This is a genomic window from Proteiniclasticum aestuarii (genome assembly GCF_017368455.1).
Lineage (GTDB): Bacteria > Bacillota > Clostridia > Clostridiales > Clostridiaceae > Proteiniclasticum > Proteiniclasticum aestuarii.
Genome location: NZ_JAFNJU010000001.1, coordinates 175,952 through 193,885, shown reverse-complemented (window position 1 = coordinate 193,885; position 17,934 = coordinate 175,952). Strand labels below are relative to the sequence as shown.

At 42.1% G+C, this 17,934-nt stretch carries 16 protein-coding genes and 1 pseudogene; 11 read left to right on the top strand and 6 right to left on the bottom strand.

Annotated elements, in window-relative coordinates; translation table 11 throughout:
* The 5 genes from ftsZ to J3A84_RS00925 all read left to right on the top strand — a co-directional run bounded on the left by ftsZ (window position 1) and on the right by J3A84_RS00925 (window position 4,875).
* On the top strand, window positions 1-1,098 hold the full coding sequence (gene ftsZ / locus J3A84_RS00945; RefSeq protein WP_207598122.1) for a cell division protein FtsZ: 1,098 nt from the start codon (window positions 1-3) through the stop codon (window positions 1,096-1,098).
* A gap of 14 nt (window positions 1,099-1,112) precedes the next feature.
* Window positions 1,113-1,604, top strand: coding sequence for a transcriptional regulator NrdR (gene nrdR / locus J3A84_RS00940; protein WP_207598121.1), 492 nt, complete (start codon window positions 1,113-1,115; stop codon window positions 1,602-1,604).
* 197 nt (window positions 1,605-1,801) lie between these two features.
* Window positions 1,802-2,503 (top strand): response regulator, encoded by a 702-nt coding sequence (locus J3A84_RS00935; protein WP_207598120.1) that lies wholly within the window; start codon window positions 1,802-1,804, stop codon window positions 2,501-2,503.
* Window positions 2,500-4,194 (top strand): two-component system histidine kinase PnpS, encoded by a 1,695-nt coding sequence (gene pnpS, locus J3A84_RS00930; RefSeq protein WP_207598119.1) that lies wholly within the window; start codon window positions 2,500-2,502, stop codon window positions 4,192-4,194. The genes J3A84_RS00935 and pnpS overlap by 4 nt, the downstream gene beginning before the upstream one ends.
* A gap of 228 nt (window positions 4,195-4,422) precedes the next feature.
* Entirely contained in the window at window positions 4,423-4,875 is a 453-nt protein-coding gene (locus J3A84_RS00925) for a DUF6241 domain-containing protein (RefSeq protein WP_207598118.1), read from the top strand.
* 134 nt (window positions 4,876-5,009) lie between these two features.
* Here the strand turns inward: J3A84_RS00925 and J3A84_RS00920 are convergent, their stop codons facing one another.
* From J3A84_RS00920 to srtB, 3 genes are all read right to left on the bottom strand, one after another.
* Complete coding sequence (locus tag J3A84_RS00920; protein ID WP_207598117.1) at window positions 5,010-5,561, bottom strand: hypothetical protein; 552 nt, start codon at window positions 5,559-5,561, stop codon at window positions 5,010-5,012.
* 269 nt (window positions 5,562-5,830) lie between these two features.
* Window positions 5,831-7,042, bottom strand: a complete 1,212-nt coding sequence (locus tag J3A84_RS00915; protein WP_207598116.1) for an MFS transporter — start codon at window positions 7,040-7,042, stop codon at window positions 5,831-5,833.
* Window positions 7,043-7,168: 126 nt separating this feature from the next.
* Window positions 7,169-7,969, bottom strand: coding sequence for a class B sortase (srtB, locus tag J3A84_RS00910; protein ID WP_207598115.1), 801 nt, complete (start codon window positions 7,967-7,969; stop codon window positions 7,169-7,171).
* Window positions 7,970-8,105: 136 nt separating this feature from the next.
* Between srtB and J3A84_RS00905 the strand changes: the two genes are divergently transcribed.
* On the top strand, window positions 8,106-8,732 hold the full coding sequence (locus tag J3A84_RS00905; protein WP_242693914.1) for a fasciclin domain-containing protein: 627 nt from the start codon (window positions 8,106-8,108) through the stop codon (window positions 8,730-8,732).
* Between the two features lie 899 nt (window positions 8,733-9,631).
* Complete coding sequence (locus tag J3A84_RS00900; RefSeq protein ID WP_242693939.1) at window positions 9,632-10,249, top strand: fasciclin domain-containing protein; 618 nt, start codon at window positions 9,632-9,634, stop codon at window positions 10,247-10,249.
* A gap of 68 nt (window positions 10,250-10,317) precedes the next feature.
* Here J3A84_RS00900 and J3A84_RS00895 read toward each other — a convergent pair whose 3' ends face one another.
* Both J3A84_RS00895 and J3A84_RS00890 read right to left on the bottom strand, forming a co-directional pair.
* Window positions 10,318-11,511: a DNA polymerase IV gene (locus J3A84_RS00895; protein WP_207598114.1), complete on the bottom strand. Its 1,194-nt coding sequence runs from the start codon at window positions 11,509-11,511 to the stop codon at window positions 10,318-10,320.
* Between the two features lie 124 nt (window positions 11,512-11,635).
* Window positions 11,636-13,021, bottom strand: coding sequence for an L-cystine transporter (locus J3A84_RS00890; RefSeq protein ID WP_207598113.1), 1,386 nt, complete (start codon window positions 13,019-13,021; stop codon window positions 11,636-11,638).
* A 608-nt stretch (window positions 13,022-13,629) separates the two neighbouring features.
* Between J3A84_RS00890 and J3A84_RS00885 the strand changes: the two genes are divergently transcribed.
* The 3 genes from J3A84_RS00885 to J3A84_RS00875 all read left to right on the top strand — a co-directional run bounded on the left by J3A84_RS00885 (window position 13,630) and on the right by J3A84_RS00875 (window position 15,575).
* A complete protein-coding gene (locus J3A84_RS00885; protein ID WP_207598112.1) occupies window positions 13,630-14,388 on the top strand; it encodes an EFR1 family ferrodoxin in 759 nt (252 codons plus the stop codon).
* Window positions 14,389-14,538: 150 nt separating this feature from the next.
* Window positions 14,539-14,886 carry a CidA/LrgA family protein gene (locus J3A84_RS00880; RefSeq protein ID WP_207598111.1) on the top strand — a complete coding sequence of 116 codons (348 nt, stop codon included), beginning with the start codon at window positions 14,539-14,541 and terminating at the stop codon, window positions 14,884-14,886.
* Window positions 14,883-15,575, top strand: coding sequence for an LrgB family protein (locus J3A84_RS00875; RefSeq protein WP_207598110.1), 693 nt, complete (start codon window positions 14,883-14,885; stop codon window positions 15,573-15,575). The genes J3A84_RS00880 and J3A84_RS00875 overlap by 4 nt, the downstream gene beginning before the upstream one ends.
* A 58-nt stretch (window positions 15,576-15,633) precedes the next feature.
* On the opposite strand, the gene J3A84_RS00870 is transcribed toward J3A84_RS00875, so the two are convergent.
* Window positions 15,634-16,890 carry a C40 family peptidase gene (locus J3A84_RS00870; RefSeq protein WP_207598109.1) on the bottom strand — a complete coding sequence of 419 codons (1,257 nt, stop codon included), beginning with the start codon at window positions 16,888-16,890 and terminating at the stop codon, window positions 15,634-15,636.
* Window positions 16,891-17,239: 349 nt separating this feature from the next.
* Here J3A84_RS00870 and J3A84_RS00865 point away from each other — a divergent pair.
* Window positions 17,240-17,860, top strand: a pseudogene (locus J3A84_RS00865) (RNA-guided endonuclease InsQ/TnpB family protein); the annotation flags it as partial.
* Between the last annotated feature and the right edge of the window lie 74 nt (window positions 17,861-17,934).

The following is a 17,934-nucleotide window of genomic DNA, read 5'->3' as shown; positions in this document are numbered from 1 at the left end:
GTGTTAGATTTTGATTTTCAGATTCAGGGCCCAGCAGAGATTAAAGTAGTAGGTTGTGGCGGCGGTGGAAACAACGCTGTCAATAGAATGATTACAGAAGGACTAGGAGATGTGGACTTTATCTCGATTAACACAGATAAACAGGCGCTTCTACAGTCCAATGCCACTCATAAAATTCAGATTGGTGAAAAACTCACAAAAGGACTAGGTGCAGGTGCAAATCCGGAGATTGGAGAAAAAGCTGCAGAAGAGTCAAAAGAAGAAATCATGGCAGCACTAAAAGGAGCCGATATGGTTTTCATCACCGCGGGAATGGGTGGTGGTACTGGTACAGGTGCAACACCGGTTGTTGCTGATATAGCGAGATCCATGGGTATTCTCACCGTCGGTGTTGTGACAAAGCCTTTTAACTTTGAAGGTAAGACCAGGATGAAGAATGCCGATGTAGGTATTCAGAAACTGAAAGAGAAAGTGGATTCCCTGGTTACGATTCCAAATGAAAGACTGCTTATGATTGTGGATAAAAGAACCACATTCAAGGAAGCTTTCAATAAAGCGGATGATGTTCTGAGACAAGGTGTCCAGGGTATTACCGACCTGATCACTGAAAATGGTCTTGTTAACCTTGACTTCAATGATGTGAGAACAATTATGCTGAATAAGGGACTGGCGCATATGGGTGTCGGTTATGGAAAGGGTGAAAACAAAGCCGTTGATGCAGTGAAGCAGGCGATTTCTTCGCCGCTGCTGGAAACAAAGATCGATGGAGCAACCGGTATTCTTCTTAATGTGACAGGTGGAGATGATCTGTCTCTGCTTGAAATCAATGAAGCAGCTGAAGTGGTCAAGGATGCTGCGGATCCAGATGCGAACATCATCTTCGGTGCTGTAATCGATCCGAAGCTGAAGGATGAAATCAAGATCACAGTGATTGCAACAGGTTTTGATGAAGTCAAGGTCTATAGCAGAGAAGAAGAGAAGAAGGCTGAAGTGAAGGAAGAAGTCAAGCAGGAATCAGAAGCGGTAAACAAGGAACTGGAGACCGCTGAAGACCAGCTTGAAATTCCAGCATTTCTCAGAAACAGATACAATAAGTAATTGAGGTGTAGCCCATGAAATGCCCGTTTTGTACTTTTCCGGAGAGTAAGGTCATCGATTCAAGGGCAATTGAAGATAATTCTGCGATTAGGAGAAGGCGTGAATGCCTATCCTGCGGTAAGAGATATACCACATTTGAGAAAGTGGAAGATATCCCGATTTTAGTTGTGAAGAAAGATGATAGTCGCGAGAACTTCGATAAAAATAAAATTATCGTAGGGCTTATTAGAGCATGCCAGAAAAGACCCGTTTCGAGATTTCAGATCGAAGAAATTGCTTCAGACATTGAAAGAACTATTTCCAACAGTATGATCTCAGAGATCTCATCCGAAGAAATCGGTGAAATGGTCATGGACCGTTTGAAGGAAGTGGACGAAGTGGCTTATGTCAGGTTTGCTTCAGTATACAGACAGTTTAAAGACATCAATACTTTCCTGACTGAAATTAAGAATCTGATGGGAAATGAAAAAGTGACCGAATCAAAAAAGAACAACAAGAAACTATAACATAAACAACGATGTGCGATATAGAATCAGAAATGAGGATATGTGGCACTTTTTGTTATGTGGCTTAATCCAGACAGCTCTGGGTTTATGGACTGGGGAGATTCGCGTTAATTCTAGGTAAATTGGGAGTTATTCAATTGTAATGAATTTGTCTTTATGGTTAAATGAAAGAGAAAAGAAAGCAAGTGGAGGATCTTATGACAAAGGATAAAGTACTGATTATTGATGATGAAGAACACATTGTGGAGCTTATTCGGTATAACCTTGAAAATGCAGGGTATGATGCGGTTGAGGCTTATAATGGAGTTGATGGAATCAAAGCAGCAAAAAATGAAAAACCAACCCTGATTTTACTGGACGTCATGCTTCCTATGATGGATGGACTCGAAGTATGCAGAAAACTGAGAAAAGATGACACAACAAAACACATTCCGATCATCATGCTTACAGCAAAATCCGAAGAAATCGATAAAATATTAGGGCTGGAGTTAGGAGCAGATGACTACATCACAAAACCATTCTCTGTAAGGGAGCTTCTGGCCCGTATCAAAGCAGTTCTGAGAAGAACCGGTTCTGAACTTGAAGAGACTTCCGTATTCTCCTTTTCCGATGTGACAATTGATTATGACAAGCATCTGGTGACAAAGAATAATGTGAAGGTGGATCTGACTTTAAAGGAATATGAACTCCTTGATATTCTGATCAAGAATCGGGGTAAGGTTCTGAAGAGGGATCTACTACTGGATAAAATCTGGGGCTACGAATATGTCGGAGAAACAAGAACTGTGGATGTCCATATCAGACATTTAAGACAGAAACTGGAAGATGATGATAAAAATCCGGTTTATATAGAAACCGTGAGGGGAATCGGATATCGGTTCAATGATCTGGAACTATGAGTAGAAGAATCATAACTACTTTTCTGGCAAGCATCATTGTGGCGATGTTCTTTCTTACGTCAGCATTTCTCATCATTTCAAACCTTCAGAAACTGGAACTTGTTTCTGAAAAGCTTGAAACAAACAATGAAGTGCTTATCAATTATATGGAAGCGACAGGGATTGATCCCATTGTGTTGCTTAGAAGTGCGAATGAATCCTTTCGTATGACGCTGATTGACGAGAGAGGGAATGTGATATTTGATTCATCGGGAAAGGAGACTTTTGAAAATCATCTGCTCAGAAAAGAGATTGTAGATGCATTTTCTTATGGAACAGGTTCCGATGTCAGAGTCTCTGAATCTCTGGGTATTCAGATGGTGTACTTTGCGACGCTGCTTCCTGACGGCAGATTCATCAGAAGTTCTATGGAATCAGGATCTCTGGACCTGGGGAACCAGTTTACCAAGTATATGGCGGTGGCCTTTGTTCTTGTAATCATACTGGCTTATTTCCTGGCCCAGAGGATTTCCAATTACCTGATTGAGCCCATCAATGAAATGACATTTGCCACAGAGCGGATTGCCAATGGGGAGTATACAAGAAGGGTCAGCATTCGAAGAGATGCTGAGCTGGGCAAGCTGGGCATGAATTTCAATAACATGGCTGAGCGCCTGGAGAATACATTTCTGGAAAATCAGGAGAAGCAGAATCGACTGGAAGCCATATTGAAAAGCATGAATTCCGGCGTATTCGCATATGATAATCAGGATCACATCATTATGATCAATCCTTTCTGCAAAGAACTTTTCGGCATTTTTGGCGATGTCATCGGAAAGAACATATATGACATCAAAGAGCTGAGAGAGCTGATATTCATGCTTGAAACTGAAAAAGATGCGGTTGAAGTCCGTATCGAAAAGCCCATAAGAAAAGACATTCGCATCAAATCAGCGGAAATATACGGCGAACGCGTTACGAAGGTTGGTACAGTAGTAGTGTTGGAAGATATTACCGACCTTAAGAAGCTGGAAAAAATGAGAAGTCAGTTTGTTGCGAATGTATCTCATGAACTGAAAACGCCATTGACATCCATCAAAGGATTCTCCGAGACGCTGAAGTTTGTGAAGGATGATGAAACCCGAAACAAGTTTCTGGATATCATCAATGATGAAAGTGAGCGTCTGACCAGGCTCATCAACGATATACTGACCTTATCCACCATCGAACAGACCAAAACCGCTAAACATGAGGAAATTGATGTGGCAAAGGAAACAGAACAGGTGTATCATCTGCTTCTGCCTAAAGCGGAATCGAAAAACATCACACTGAATCTTACACAGAAAGAACCGATTTTACTTTATGGTGATCGGGATAATTACAAGCAGCTGATCCTGAATCTCGTGGATAACGCGATCAAATACACAAAAGAATCCGGTGAAGTCCGGATTCAATTGGATAAACAGGAGAACAATCTACGTCTTGTGATCGAAGATACAGGTGTAGGAATTCCTGAAAAACACATTAGTCGAATTTTTGAACGCTTTTACAGAGTGGATAAAGCGAGAGATCGCGCTATGGGAGGGACAGGACTAGGTCTGGCCATTGTCAAGCATATTGTCCTTTCCATGGGGGGGACAATCGATGTGGTTTCAGAAATTGGAGTGGGAACCAGATTTACAATCCTCATTCCAATAAGAAGTCTAGAATAAGTAATAACTACAGCATAAAGTGCTCTCCCTGTAGCAGATTGAACATTGGCATTCTGTCTCAACGGGGAGTATTTTTATGCATGCAAGAAAGTGGCAGACCGGTGTTTACTGAAAATCGGAACCACTATGATCGAAATACGACAACTTATTGTAAAGATATAATAACAACCTCCGAAATATCCTTATATATATGTTACAATAGATATAAGGATATTTTGGAGGGATTGAATGAGTAATAGAAACAGATTATATGTCTTCCTGATAGCGCTGATTCTTTTTTCTGGCATCTGGATCGTGAACAACTACAAACCTGCCATTGAGCGCATCACGACATCCATTGTAGAGAGCAGCTCAGAGATCAGTCGGCGAGAAGACAAAGACCTGGTCTCCATCTATACTGATATTCATCATATGTCTCATAATGTGGTGATTGCAGATGAAAAGTGGGGATATCGAGATCTGACACTCGAGAATATTGACAAGCTGTACAGTGAACTGGCTGGAGTAGAAGGACAGGATGCAATAAAAGAAGAATTATACGAAATACTGGAGAGATGGAAAAACGGTGATTTCAGCAGGGCGCACCGTGACCACAACTATGTATGGAGAAGACTTGGCGGAACCGTAGGAAGGGCTACAGGAGTGAACACCAGGAATCTGCCGGATTGGGCGGTTCATTAATCCACTTGAAACTGAATCAGAACAGAAAAAACCTTGACCATCTGCAGCATGGATACTGCAGAGTGGTCAAGGTTTTCTACTTGGATTTATTCAGCTTCTTCAGCTTGGATTTATTCAGCTTCTTCAGCTTGGATTTATTCAGCTTCTTCAGCTTTGAATTCTATAAAGTATACATCGCTTCTTGATGACAGAAGATCAGTTTTAACTTCTGTTTCAAAAAGGACGCCTGCATTTGGCTCAATTTCAATGTCCATTGGCAGTGTGACTTCAATTGCTTCCTGCTCCTGATTTAAAACGGAGATTATTGTTCCTTCTTCCACTACAGTGGTATCGGCGAAATTGTTCTTGAGTACCAGTTCCATGTTGAAACCACCCTCAATTTCAGTCATTTCGAATAGTGCCACCTGGACCGTGTCATCAACTGTTCTCATGAAACGAACTACTTTTTCAAGACTGTTCTGCTCTTCGTCGGTGAGTTCTCTGCTTTCAAGAAGTGATGTGACTGCAATTTCTGATTCCTCTGGAGTCTCAGCAGGGGTTTCCTCTGGTGTTTCAGCAGGAGTTTCCGCTGGTGTTTCAACAGGGGTTTCAGCTGGAGTTTCTGGAGTCTGCTCTTCGGTTGTACAACCTACTGCGAAAAGTACTGCCATTGCAGAGATGATTAAAACGGTAAGTTTTTTGTTCATTTTGTCATTCTCCTTTGATATGCTACTGGTTGCCGCCATAGACGCACAACTGTATGCTTATTGTAGATATTCTTAACACAACTTAATAAATTATTAAGAAATAAGCTGATATTCTGAATTGGTTTATCATATTTCTTTGATTTACTAAGTAATATTATAAATATCTCAATCTCTATATTATCATCTTTCGCTATGAAATCAAGGTGTCTTTAGTGAAATGCATAACAGTTGTTTGCTAATCATCACAGATGCTTAAGGTGTCGGTGATCTCACTTTTCAATGGTTATCAGAAGAATCAGGCTTCCGGCCAAAGAAATGCCAAGTCCGACAATTAGCATGAGTTTGACCGTTGCGGCAGATAAGATCCATCCACCGATGAGACTTCCGCCTACACCACCGAGAGTTGTCGCTGCAGTAGTAAAGGCCTGTCCTTTGATCATATCCTTCTTCTCGATCACCTGATTCACATAGTAAATCGATCCTGGAATGAATATGGCATATGAAAGCATCTGAAAGGACTGAGCTAGGAAAATCATCCCGACAGAGGATGAAATCAGTGTGATGAATGCCTTCACAGAAAAAACCAGTCCGGCTAATTTCAGTAATGAAGTATTATGATATCTACTGATGAGCTTAGCGAAGGAGAGCATCACTGGCAGTTCGAGTATTGCGGCTATGGCAAAGGCACTACCCATGGTTGCTTCGTTTCCCCCCACACTCTGAACGATTTTTATCATATAGATATTGATGATGTTGAAACTTATGAAAATTAGAATCACACCAAGGAGATAGAAGGAGAAACGGTGATATTTCAGGATGAAGCCTGTTGCGGTAAGCGCAGAGATGTCACCATGTGATGGAATGCTGGTGCCTGCGCTTTCTGAAGCATCCGCATCCTCAGAAGATCTGTTTTTCAAAGTGAACGAGATGGTGAACACGAAGGTGAAACCGAAGAGGATTATAAAGGCGAAAGGCAGAATATCCGTGCCATACTGTTCTACAGCTGCGCCAAGTACGAAGGACATTATCGCATAGGACAAGGAGCCCATTCCTCTGGCGAAACCGAAGTTCAGTGGTATCCCTTCATTGATGTAATTCATCCCCAGAGAATTGATCAGGGGGTGTATGGTAAGCATCACGGTCAAGAGAAGAAAATAAAGTGATGCGGTGACGAACATGATGTCCGGTGAAACTGCCATGATGAAAGATAGCGACAGACAGATGAACAGCATAAGAGAAGTCGTATATCTCAGTGCGCTTTTTCTGCTGCGATCTGCATAGCCTGCTACCAGGGGCTGTAGAATGGCGGAAAAAATGTTTGTGAAGGCGAGAATAAGTCCAATCTCATGACTCACAAAGTTCTTTGATAATAGATATACAGTTATGAAGTTATAGGTTGCACCAAAGACCATCCAGTAAGACCCGTGAATCAGAGCGTATCGGGCTGTCATCATACCGGCGGTTGTCATTCTGTTTTTCATACGTGTTCTCCTGCCTATGCTAGTATACTTATAATCCGAATCAAAGTAAAAAAAGGATTACCTAGAAGTATTATACAATAGAAATAGAATAAAACACCGAAGTGAATCGCTTCGGTGTTTTATTTTTCATTGAAGTACTTCTATTGCGTGAATGAAAAGTCTACCATCTTCTACAGCATAGTTGCAAGTCACGAGACTCAGCAAGTCGAGATTTTCATCGAGAACTACGTCTCTATCTACGATGGACTCTTCTTTCAGCAGGCTGAGAAAATCAGTGTAAGCAATGTCTTTGAATTGCGTTTCCAGGAAAGGGCCTTCCGAAGGAGAGATGTGCATGGAGAAGATCTGATAGGTTTTTTCTCCCTGGGGGGTGGAAATAGTGAAGGTGTCGTTACTGGACAGAAATTCCGAATCAAGATATTTTCGTAGATCACCGAACATGTAGCCTCTCTCAGTATAATGACCATAAATTATGGTATGCTGATCCAGTCCCATCCCGATGTTTCTGTAGTCCATGAAGATGGAACCCAGAACATCCTTTTCTCTGTCAAAATTGATATCCAGATATTCCTCGTTGTCCGAACCTCTTACAATCGGATAGTCGATTTTTGTATTATCGATTTTGATCCAGCCAACATAGTCAGGGTTGATCTTTAGGAGTGCACTGTCCGGATTTGGCGTGTAGGTGAAGTTTCCGGTGGGGAATAGGGGGGGTGCTTCTTCCGGCTGAACATCCAGCTTCACATCTGGCGTTTCAGGAAGATCTGTCTCAATTGCAGCGCTGTTTAACTGTGACAGCTCATCATAATAAGCTTCTGACGCTTTCATGGCATTCTCATTATTGATGTCGTAAATCCATAAAGAAAGCTGCAGCAGCGCTGCAATGGACAGGAGAGTTACAATTATATTTCTTTTCGTAATAATCACCTCGGTTTCTACATTTAACCACATAACGTGATTAAAATTTAAATTTGTTGCAATTAAATGACATCATATTTGATTAGTGCTATTATAACCTCATCGAAAGAGAAAAACAATAAAAAAATAATAGGAGTTGTTCAAAATGAAAAAAATGTCAAAAAGAATCAGCCTAATGGTAGCCGCTATGCTTCTGGTATTCAGCATCCCTGTATTCGCCGCCGAACCTACGGATGACATCGTTGATATCGCTGTTGGTAATCCTGATTTCAGTATTCTTGTCAGCGCTCTACAGAAAGCGGAACTTGTTGAAACACTGCAGGGTGAAGGACCTTTCACAGTCTTTGCGCCAACCAACGACGCATTCGCAAAACTTCTTGAAGCTTTAGACATCACAGCAGAAGAGCTTCTTGCACAGCCTGATCTGGCAAAAGTCCTGACCTATCATGTAGTAGCTGGAAAAGTAATGTCTGGAGACCTTACCGATGGACTGGAAGCTGACACAGTGAATGGCGGAAAAGTCAAGTTTGATTTATCCGGAGACCCTAAAGTCAATGATGCCAACATCACATCAGTAGATATCGAAGCCACCAATGGTGTGATTCATGTCATTGATACCGTACTGGTACCAGAAAACTTCACACTTCAGGAAGTGGATATGGAAGAAACAGTAGCCCCTGAAACTGGAATTCCTGCATCTTTCCCATTCCTTCTGACAGCAATAGGAACTGCCGGAGCAGCCATGCTGGTATATAAGAAAAAGGAAGCATAACAGTATATAGATAATGACTCCAAGAGACCTTGAAGCGGTGATGTGATTCTGCTTCAAGGTCTCTTCTTTATGTACCGTATAGGGTGATATTCCAATGATGAGAGACCTCAAAGTACTCATAAGATGAAAGACCAGGTAAAAGAAAAGGATGTCCGCAGTACGTTGATTTCTAAGTTCAACTATTCGTACTGAAATCAGAGAAAAATGAATCTCCGACTTCTACTCATCACAGATTGGCATACCAGTTCAGTCCGTATCGTAAATGCGGGTACAATCATCTCCGGGTGGCAGGCTTACCTCTGAGTTAAAGAGATCGTAATACTAGAAGCATTTTTACCGGTTTTATTCTGACCAGTACTTCGCAAATAGAAGACGCGCACAGGAAGGAAACTTTGCGATCATCAAGCAGCTTAAACCTTTGCTTATGCACTTTGTCCTTATGAGGATAGTCTTCGCTTACTTGAATTTCTTGTTATGATGATATTTTTAAGGCATTGATCATGATCAAACCAGCCTGATCATTCATTAATTCAAGCACATCGCTTTACTGTTTTTGAATATAATTTAAATAATCACTAGGAAAGGAGTGGGTTTTCATTGCGCGATGCGATAAGGTTCGTCACAGAACGCTCATTACTTTTTGGATATCGGGTTTCCTATCGGAGACAATCCTTTGAGAATATGTTCGGTATCACGGATTGGTATACTGTATAGGCGCGATTTCAATACATTTTGTAATTTATCATTTGATAAAAATGCGATTAATCACGAAATGTGATTTTGGGGCTAAATTGTCAGAATATAGTGACATAGAATTCTGTTAGTGTTATTATAACGTTACAGTTAAGAAAAACAAAAGAAATTAATTAAATTAATAGGAGTTGTTCAAAGTGAAAAAAATGTCAAAAAGAATCAGTCTGATGGTAGCCGCAATGCTTCTGGTGTTCAGTATTCCTGTATTCGCCACCGAACCTACAGATGACATCGTTGATATCGCCGTTGGTAATCCTGATTTCAGTATTCTTGTCAGCGCTCTACAGAAAGCGGAACTTGTTGAAACACTGCAGGGTGAAGGACCTTTCACAGTCTTTGCGCCAACCAACGACGCATTCGCAAAACTTCTTGAAGCTTTAGACATCACAGCAGAAGAGCTTCTTGCACAGCCTGATCTGGCAAAAGTCCTGACCTATCATGTAGTAGCTGGAAAAGTAATGTCTGGAGACCTTACCGATGGACTGGAAGCTGACACGGTTAACGGTGGGAAAGTCAAGTTTGATTTATCCGGAGACCCTAAAGTCAATGATGCCAACATCACAACAGTAGATATCGAAGCCACCAACGGTGTGATTCATGTCATTGATACCGTACTGGTACCGGAAAACTTCACACTTCAGGAAGTGGATATGGAAGAAACTGAAGCACCTGAAACTGGAATTCCTGCATCCTTCCCGTTCCTTCTGACAGCAATAGGAACTGCCGGAGCAGCCATGCTGGTATATAAGAAAAAGGAAGCATAACAGTATATAGATAATGACTCCAAGAGACCTTGAAGCAGTGATGTGATTCTGCTTCAAGGTCTCTTCTTTCATGTTCTTTCATCACTGATGAGGGATGCCCAGGATACCATATCGTTTCCGTACTTCTTTCGAATCTCATCAAGGGCTTCCTGCAGCTGATGATCTTTCTGCTGGCTCTGATGCTGGGTATCCAGATCAAAAAATGAAATCTGTTCGCCCGATGCAGTTTCCTCAAAACCGGTCAATGCAATACCGATAAGTCGTATGGGCTTTTTATCATTCCAGGCATCTTTCAGCAGATCCAGGCCCGCACGATGAATTTCTTTGTACAGGTTGGTTCTGGGAACTGTGCATTGCCTTGTGATGGTCTTGAAATCGGAATATTTCAAGGAAATTTGTACTGTGCATCCTTCCTTTGATTTCCTTCTTGCTCGGATTGAAACTTCATCTGCAAGTTTCATGAGAATCAGTTTTGCTTCTTCGATTCTTGAAATGTCTCTGCTCAGTGTGACGGATTTGCCGATGGACTTCACATCATCTTTTGAATGGGCGATCACTGGTTCGTTGTCGATTCCGTTTGCATGCTCATGCATGGAGATTCCGGATTTTCCGAAGATGGAAACAAGCTGATTTTTATCGAACAAGGCTAAATCACGGATTGTGATGATTTTCAGCTTATTCAGTGCCTCTCTTGTTTTGGCTCCGACTCCATACATAGTCTGAACGGGAAGGGGCCACAGTTTCTGTGGCACGTCTTCCTTTTTCAGGACAGTGATTCCTAAAGGTTTTTTCATTTCGGAGGCCATCTTAGCGAGGAATTTATTGCTGGAAATGCCAATGGAGCACCATAACTGGAGTTCCCGCTTTAGCCCTTCCATGATCATTTCGGCAGCTTTCATCGGATCTCCGAAAAGGTGTTCTGTTCCTGACATGTCGATCCACGCTTCATCAATACTGTTCTGCTCGATTACAGGAGAGAATCGGGAAAGATAAGTCATGACTTTTTCAGACATCTCTTCGTAATACTGGTGGTCTGGTGGAACAAGGAGAAGGTCTGGGCATAGTTTCATCGCATGACTGACGGTCATGGTTGTTTTAATGCCGTGTGCACGTGCTTCATAATTTGCAGCCAGAATAATGCCTGATCTTTTGATTGGATCACCAGCTACTGCGGCTGGCCTCCCTTTCAGTTCAGGATTTCTTCTTGTTTCACATGTAATAAAAAAGGCATTCATGTCAACCAGAAAAACGACTTTTTCCATCTCCTAGCACCTCCTTATTATGGATGGGATTCTTTTTGTAAAGTAATATGCACTTCTATTATACTATGAAAAATCACTGCAGAAAAAATCCTCATCCGTTTTCACGAATGAGGACAATCATTAATTAAACTGCTTCTTCGATTTCTTCGAAATCCTTGTTATAGGTATCCATGTCGATCTCGCCAAGTCTTTTTGCAGTTACAAGACCAGCTACCATGGAGCCAGATACGTTCAGTGCTGTTCTTGCCATGTCTATGAGAGGCTCTATGGCAATAAGCAGTCCAACAAGGCCTACAGGTAGTCCCATGGAGGAAAGTACAGTCAGCGCTGCGAATGTAGCACCACCACCGACACCTGCTATACCAAAGGAACTGATGGCTGTAATGATGATCAGTTTAATGAAGAAGGCTGCGTCCATAGGGACACCTGTGCCGACAGCAATCATGACGGCGAGCATACCGGGATAGATTCCTGCACAACCGTTCTGCCCGATGCTCGTACCAAGGGAAGCAGACAGATTAGCCACTCCGTTGGAAACTCCGAATTTATCGGTCTGGGTCTCCACATTAAGCGGCAGTGTACCTGCACTTGATCTTGAGGAGAATGCAAAGGAAAGTGGCACACTGGCTTTCTTCAGATATTTTACAGGGTTCAGTTTGTATAGAACAAGAATCATCAGGTGGATGATGAACATGATGATGATTGCCACATAGGATGCTGCTACAAATTCAAACAGTCTGGATATTTCAGAGAAGTTTGAAGTCGAGACAAATCTTGAAAGCAGTGCGAATACACCATATGGGGTGAATCGTAATACCAAGGTGACCATTCTCATGACGACATCATGGAGCATATTGAGAAACTTGGTGAATGCTTCAGCACTTTCTGGTTTCTTTCTTCTAAGTCCGATTGTTGCTATCCCAAGAAAGGCCGCGAAAAATACGACGGATAGTGTAGCTGAAGAACCTTGACCGCTCATGGCATAAAACACATTACGCGGTATGATTTCTGTAATCTGTTCAGGGATGGACTTTGACTGGAACTGATCAAGGGTCTCTTCCAGAGCCTGACCTCTGGCTGTCTCTGCCTCACCGGCAAGTATTTCGCTGGAATCGAGTCCGAAGATTGTTGAAATTCCTGCACCAAGACCAGCTGAAATAGCTGTCGTAAGCATCAGTACCACAATGATGGACAGAGCGCTCTTTCTTAGAGAGCTGGCATCCTGATTAACAATTGATGTGGAAATGGCGACAAAAACAAGTGGGATGACGATCATGTTCAGAAGCCTGACATAGCCAGATCCGATGATACTGATCCATGTATTGGATGATGTGATCAGTTCCGATCCAGTGCCAAGCAGCAGCTGAAGTGCACCTCCGAAAAGTATTCCGGCTACCAGTGCAGTCAGAACCCGTTTAGTGAAGGTCATGTGCTTTTTCTGCATGTAGTACAGACCGTAAATGATCCCTGCCGCTATCGCAAGAATAAGCAGTGTATAAAGTGTGTTCATAAGTATACCTCCTGATATTTTGTAGTAATTTAACCTGAAAATCCGTCATCCTGCCGAGAAATCATCTGATTGAGTGAATATTGCCGAAAAATAAAAATACTTCTACCCCTACTACAGAGGCAGAAGTTTACTTCCACGGTCCCACTCTGTTGACCCTACACTACGATGCAGGGAAAACTCAATATTGGTACATTCATACCTCAATGCTGTAACGGGCATACCCGCTGGAGTCTACTGTTATTTCAATCCAGTACTCAGAGATGCACTTCTGCTATGATCCGTTTAAAATCCTTCCAGCCTAAGGGATTTACTCTCTTGAAACATTGAATAGCATACTCTTCTCTTCCTAGTAATCCGACTAATTTGGTCAAATATAAGTACAAAACCTAATATATAGTAAAAATCAGAAATTGTCAATAACGTTTGATGATGAAACTGAATCAGATTGATTTATTTTCGCAGCTGATGGCAATAACCCAGCTGAATCTTCTGACCTGATCTGGGAAATCGGATCGTAGTCTTTTTTAATGCTTTCCTGAACTTCATGATATATTTGTTTGAATTCAGTGGTTCAGCTGATATCATATAGGTAGAGAAGGGGGGGTATCATGATTTTTTATTTTTCGGGAACAGGTAATTCCTTATATGCTGCAGAGCGAATCAGGGAGCAGATCGGTGGCAGGGTCATTGATATGGCAGAGGCGATGGAGAAGAGTCAGTACAGATATGAAATTGAAGCGGGAGATCGGATCGGGTTTGTGTTTCCTGCCTATTATTATGGGCTGCCTACAATCGTTAAAGAGTTCATCGGCAAGATAGAGATGAACACTACTGATTCAGTGCATGTATACTCTGTTGTGACATGTGGTGCCAATTATGGTGCAGTAGATAGAGTGATGAAAAAGCTTCTGAAAGAGAAGGGGCTTAACTTATCAGCTTTTTATGGACTTCCTATGGTGGATAATTTCATTTTCGGATATGATCTGCAGAATAAGGTGGAGCAGGAGCAGACTCTGAAAAATGCGGAAGGAAGATTAAGGGCAATCATGAAGTCCATATCCGTAAATGGAAAGTCAGACAAGCCATCCACATTTTTTGAAAGGATGCTCACGGGAGCGGTCTATCCCATTTATGAGAAAGGGCGTAAAACCAGAAAATTCTATGCGGACAATCGATGCATTTCGTGCAATCTATGCGAGGAGATCTGCCCAGCAAAAGCCATAGAAATGGTGGATGGAAGACCCAAGTGGATCAAAGAGCAATGTATTCATTGCGTAGCCTGCATAAACCGCTGCCCAGTAGAGGCGATCCAGTACGGACAGAGTACGAAGAAAAGGAATCGCTATGTACATCCGATATTGAAGTAGAGAGGAGACATATATTTACAGATCTTTGGTGTTTTGCTCTATAGGTATAGAGCAGGTTTGCAGTGCGGATAGACTGATTTGCGGTCCTTACAGGATACGCTTAGGTAGAAGTGCTGCATACATATATTATAGGACAGGAGAAAAGACTAAATGAAATTAATCAGACAATCAATCCTGTTGCTGGGTATTTCTGCAACAGGAGAGTTTATGAATAAGGTGCTCCATGTACCTTTACCGGGAAGTGTGCTCGGATTATTGCTGTTACTATCACTTCTGCTATCTGGGCTGGTTCGCGTGAAAATGATTGAAGATCTCACAGGCTTTCTGATGAATCATCTGGCTGTTTTCTTTGTTCCAGCAGGAGTGGGACTGATCACCGTGGCTGGTATTCTGAAATCATCCTGGGCAATCCTTCTTGGCATATCAGTGGTCAGCTCGGTGATCGTAATGAGTGTTACCGCTGTCGTAGTTCAGGTGATTCGGAGGAGGAAATCATGACGCAGCTTATTGACAATCCGATATTCGGTGTGCTGATCACCCTGATGGCCTATGAAGCTGGTTTATACCTGCAGAGAAGGACGGGGTATGCGCTATTGAATCCACTTCTGATCTCAACGGTACTTATTATTCTCTTTCTTGTGATTTGGGGAATTGACTACGAAAGCTACAATGCAGGAGGGAAAATTGTTTCCTTCTTCATTACACCCGCCACTGTTGCACTGGCAGTGCCTTTATACCGAAATTTCAAGCTGCTTCGCGCAAATCTGTGGCCGATTTTTCTTGGCATCACTGCTGGAGTCCTAGTCAATTTTATCTCTCTCTACCTACTGGTGGAATACACGGACCTGGGGAAAGAGATGTTTTACACACTGGTTCCTAAATCCGTGACAACGCCCATCGGGATTGAACTTTCTCAGCAGATCGGAGGGATTCCTCAGATTACAATTGCTGCAATCATCATTTCAGGGCTCACAGGAGTCATTCTAGGCCCTGTGATTTTCAGGATATTCAGGATCAGTGATAAGGTTGCACGCGGCATCGCCTATGGAACGACATCCCATGCTCTAGGTACCACAAAAGCTCTGGAAGAGGGGGAAATCGAAGGCAGCATGAGTGGTCTTTCCATCGGAATAGCAGGTCTACTGACTGCGGTGATTGTTCCGCTGCTTTTGAAGCTGATTTTATAGGAAATGAAAAAATGATAGGTCGTCTGACCTATCATTTTTAGTTCATGTTAATTTCTGATTAGATTCTTCTCGCACCCTTGATTCTGTAATTTCTTACATGCCAGCCGATATCTACGATTTCAACTGTTTTTCCAGGCCTTGGCGCATGTATCATTTTGTTGTTTCCGATATAGATCCCCACATGTGTTACAGAGGACTGACCGAAATACAGGATATCCCCAGGCTGAGCATTGGAGATGGAGACATAGCTTCCTGATGCTGCCTGTGCTCTTGATACTCTTGGCAGACTAATGCCTTGTGATCTATATACATACTGAATAAATCCGGAACAGTCAAACCCGCTTGGTGATGTGCCACCCCAAACATAGGGTACACCCAGGTACTGGTATGCCTTGTTAACAATAGCACTGCTTGAAACGGAGGCAGCACCGGCATTGCTTGAACTGTTATTCTGCTGAGCATTTTCTCTAGCCAGTCTACGTTCTTTCAGTATGGATTTCGCTTTTTCAATCAGCTCCACTGCTTCATTATCAGCAGCTTCAGTGATGATGGATTCTCTTATTCTTCTCATTTCAGTAATAGCAGCATTCAACTTCTCATCTGAGCTGGAGGAATTATTGACAATGGACTTGCTTGCTTCAAGTAGAGAAAGTTCTGTGGTGGAAAGACTGCCTGCGATTTTCTTCTCTTCTTCTTCCATTTCAAGAAGTTTATCATCCGCTTCGGCTTTCTTTTCTTCCGCCTTCTTCATATCTTCTGCATTTACTGCATTAAGTTCTTCTAATACGTCAATGTCCTTCTGAAGATTGCTCTTTTCTTCTTCCAGCTGTTTCTTGATTTCTTCAATCTCATCTAGAAGCTGCTTGTCAATCTTCGCGATTTTGATGACCGCTTCTGTTCTTGAAATCAGGTCCGCAATGCTCTCAGAGCCAAGTATTGCACTCAGGATTCCAGTGTTACCCTGTTTGTACATGGCGCGAAGTCTTTCGCCGTATTCTTCAATCTTTATTTTTAGTTCAGCTTCTGTTTCTGTGATCTTATCCATAGTGGCTTTCTTTTCTTCTTCCACCACGGTTATTTTTTCGTTGGTTTCTTCAATTCTCACCATGATATCCGTGATTCCATCAAGAATCTCGTCAATTTCCATGTGAAGCATGTTTATTTTTTCTTCTACTTCTCTGTATTCTGCCTGCTGCTGAAGCATTTCCTGCTGAACTTCCTCTGAAACAGGGGATGCCATAACTGGGGTTGTTACTCCGAATAAAGTGGAAGTTGTGATTAAAGCCGCAATGACTTTCATTCTGATATTCTTCATTGTGTTCTCCTAACCTCTAAACATTACAAATTAATTACAGGCCTATTATATGTTCGAGATATGATGAAGTTATGAAGATTTTAAAGAATATGATAAAATTTGTGAATTTATATGTAGTATTTGCTGAACTTTACATCGTATCGATATAAATACCGAACAAAAGTACGTATTTTCTGATTATTGCAGGTAAAATCAAATATGGAGTAACAATTTTCTGAAAATTAACAGGTGGTAATTATTTCTGACTTCAGGAATGGAATATTGATTGAAGAAGTTTGTGATTGAAACGGACGGACTGAGGTATAATAAGGGTATAGGAAAGGAGTAGCTAGAGAAGCCCTGTGATGTGCCTGAAGGAAATGGTATCGGCATAGATCTGGGCATCAGGGATTTTGCGGTGGTGAACACCATGGAAAATCCATTCGCAAACATCAACAAGACCAGATCCGTGCGTGAACTGGAAAAAAGGCTGAAACGCGAACAAAGAAGGCTTTCGAGAAAATACGAAAGCCTGAAAGTCAGAAATAAAGAAACGAAAGGAGGCGCTACTAGACAGAACATCCATAAGCAGACCATAAAGGTACAGAAACTTCATCAGAGACTTTCCTGCATAAGGGAAAATCACATCAATCAGGTGATCAGGCAAAAACCACGTTTTATGAGCATGGAAGACCTGAACGTGAAGGGCATGATGAAGAACAGGCATTTAGCGAAGGCTGTACAAAGCCAGAACTTCTATTCCTTCAGGCTGAAACTTGCGGACAAGTGCAGGAAGAACGGGATAGAACTAAGAATTGCTGACAGGTGGTATCCTTCAAGCAGGCTGTGCTCGGAATGTGGTTCCATCAGAAAGGATCTGAAGCTATCTGATAGAACATACAGATGCGATGCGTGCGGCCTCGTCATAGACAGGGACAGGAATGCCAGCATGAATCTTCTGAATGCCAAAGTCTACAATGTAGCACCATAACGCTACTATAGATGTGTACCGATGGCTAGTCGGGAATTTACGACTGTGGACTGTACAGGAACTTGTGCGTAGCA